The organism is uncultured Blautia sp. (genome assembly GCF_902497045.1).
Lineage (GTDB): Bacteria > Bacillota > Clostridia > Lachnospirales > Lachnospiraceae > Blautia_A.
This window is the reverse complement of the sequence record NZ_CABVDF010000295.1, coordinates 1-2797: the sequence shown is the minus strand read 5'-3', so window position 1 is coordinate 2797 and position 2797 is coordinate 1. Positions and strand designations below refer to the sequence as shown.

The 2797-nt window shown below is 41.0% G+C and carries 2 protein-coding genes and 1 pseudogene; all 3 read right to left on the bottom strand.

Translation table 11 applies throughout. The annotated features are described in order from the left end of the window. Positions 1–39: 39 nt before the first annotated feature. Positions 40–621, bottom strand: a complete 582-nt coding sequence (locus RDS42_RS13945; protein WP_308784193.1) for a hypothetical protein — start codon at positions 619–621, stop codon at positions 40–42. Continuing rightward, the gene (locus RDS42_RS13940) at positions 605–1771 is read right to left on the bottom strand and encodes a serine/threonine-protein kinase (protein ID WP_308784192.1); all 1167 of its coding nucleotides are present in this window, start codon (positions 1769–1771) and stop codon (positions 605–607) included. The genes RDS42_RS13945 and RDS42_RS13940 overlap by 17 nt, the downstream gene beginning before the upstream one ends. A 147-nt stretch (positions 1772–1918) precedes the next feature. Continuing rightward, positions 1919–2797: pseudogene (locus RDS42_RS13935) on the bottom strand (hypothetical protein); the annotation flags it as partial.

Below are 2797 nucleotides of genomic sequence, written 5' to 3'. Positions count from 1 at the left end.
TATAATTTCAGTATAGCCTCTGTTTCTGCAAATTTGTTTTTAAAGAAGATATTCCAGTAATTCTTTTTCATGACAGTAAGCCTCTTTATAAACTCTGTACAAATAGAAATTCTTTCCCTGTATTACCTGTTTTTCCACCTCTTCCTCCAGAACCTCCATAGGATCTGAGGAGCGCAGAAAATGAAGCACAAAGGAATCAAACTCCTGATCCGGACGCAATCTTTCAAATTCACAGTTTTCCAGGATGCGGCTGAGCCTGTTTATGGTAATATTATTTTCTTTATTCAGATCGACCCTCTGTCTGACAAAAAGCAGGAAACTAATCAGGGTTTCTCTGTTAATATCCCTTGCTCCTGTCATAAATTCCCGGAAATAATCCTCTCCTACGCGGCCTCTCTGATACGCTTTTCTTTTTTCTGCAGCATTTCGAGAGCCTTCTGAATCCCTCTCCTCCTCTCTTTTTCTCTCTTCCTTCTCCATTCTGCGCAGTTCCGCCTCGGCGTGCTTCCACTCTTCTGTATCCGGATCCTGGCTGCAAAGCCCAAGAGAATGAGCCACACGGATTTTTGTATTTTCCGGCCACTCCTCAAATTTCACATACAGCTCAAATAAAATCTCCATCCATTCTTATATTCTCATCCACTTCACCATGGGTTTGCAGGTATTCCAGAATTTTTTCATAATCTTTTATTCCTTTACAGACGAGCATCTTATCCTTTTGATCTATATGCATAATCTGAGCCATCTTATTTTCCAAGGCGAAATATTTTTCCGGGTTTCTTCTGAAATACCATCCTGCGGCTCCTGCTGCAATTCCAAGTCCCAGAAGCATCACTCCTGCCCCAACGGCAAAATGTTTCAACCTTTTCACAAGGGCACTTCTCTTGCGTTCTATCCGTGTTCTTCTGTTTTCAATACTTGCTTCCAGCCACACTGATCCCCATACCCTACGAGTAGCTCCATCCAGTCTTTTTATCTTTTCCACAGGCAGAGACAGGGCTTCCATAAATACTCTTATACTGTAATAACGGTCCCTAATCTCATATTCCAGCCCTCTCATAAAAACATGTTCCAGTTTTGCAGAAATATGTGTATATGCAGAAACAGGCTGTAACCGATCGTATTTCATACGCTCCGTTGCAGCCATTGGTTTCTCTCCCGTTATCATTTCATAAAAAATTGCACAGATACTGTAAATATCCGTCCAGGGACCGATGCGTGCAGTATCTGTGTATTGTTCTGGTGCACTATATGGTTCCTTTAAAAAGCTCTTTTCACATACAACACCCTGTTTTCTGATTGCCCCAAGGTCTATCATACATAGATTAGAATTCTCATCAAACATCAGATTATCAGGACTTATATCGCAATGAACCATCCCTTCGCTGTGGAGCTTTGCCACAGCTTCCATGACCGGCATTAAAATATTTACAGCTTCCATCGGAGGCAGCATGGATTTTTTTCTTTTATGGATATATTCCTTCAGCGTTCCGCCGGAAAGATATTCCATTACCAAAAACTGCATTCCTGCCCGTTCAAAAAAATCATATATTTCTACCAGTCCCGGTATCTTTCCTTCCCTTAGAAAAAAATCCTTTGCCGCTTCAAAAGCTTCCTGCTTTGTATCCTGCTGCCATATCTTAACTGCCACTTCTCTTTTTTCCTGCTTATCCCATGCAAGATAAGTGATGCCAAATGCCCCCTGTCCCAGTTTTCTTTTCAAACTATATCGGCTGTTTAAATTATATACGTCATTCAGCTGATTTTGCATCTGTCTTATTCCTTTGTGTGATACTTCTACAATATTCTTTTCATTTCCAAAATATCATTTTTCTGCACCTTTTACAACTGAAATAACCTGTAATATTTCTTTCTTCAGGAACGGATTCATTCAAAAACTATGGCCGCCTCCATGTGTTCATCCTGCTGTGGTAAAACTCTGGATTTCTCCCGGATATTCCTGCCCTTCATAAATAATAAAGAACTGATATTTATAAGCAGTTCCAGGATTAAGAGCCAGCCCAATTTCTCCCTGAATATCATACCACATATTAAATCTGCTTTCGTTCCGTACACAATCCTCCACATGTCTTATAATGAGATTATCTTCGGCATCCCAGATATGGCAGCCTACCTGATAAACGGTATTTCTATAAGGATTATCTATCTTAGCGGAAACCACTGCTGTTGTATTGTAAATCTGTGGTGCTTCATAATTTACAGTAAAACTTGCCGTCGGTGCACTTTGAACCTCTCCTGCATTTCCGTCCCAGGTAAAAAAGGTATATCTTGGATCCCCCTTTTCTACAGTTGCCCCTACCCAGGCATTCGTATAAGCTGTGTTCCAGGCATTTTGCTGAATCAGTGTAATGGTACTTCCCGATACCTCTTTCACAATGGCCCAATGAACAGAGTAATTATCTCTCAGAATGTCTCCCACCTTCGGTTCATAAGTCTGAACAAACTGGCCTCCGTCCATAAGCGGAACAGAATCAATCCTCTCCAGTCCATATACATTTTTCCCATAAACCTGCTCGTAAAATCTTTTTACAAGAGCTGCGCAGCAATAAGTAGCATCTGTGTCACAGCTGGAATCATAAGGCCGGTATAACGCTTCTACCGTAATGCCATTGACCGTAATACTGTCTACTGCAACGGAATCATTGACCGCCACAAAATTTCCATTCCCCATATCTGCCATAACCGGTACTGCCTGACAGCTTCCGCCTAGAAGAATTATAGAGCATAAACCACACAGCATTTTTTTTACTTTGTTATTTTTCATTATCAAAACCTC

Excerpts from the sequence above, each read along its gene's own strand:
- RDS42_RS13940 (WP_308784192.1), bottom strand. The coding sequence starts at position 1,771 with ATGCAAAATCAGCTGAATGACGTATATAATTTAAACAGCCGATATAGT.
- RDS42_RS13945 (WP_308784193.1), bottom strand. The coding sequence starts at position 621 with ATGGAGATTTTATTTGAGCTGTATGTGAAATTTGAGGAGTGGCCGGAA.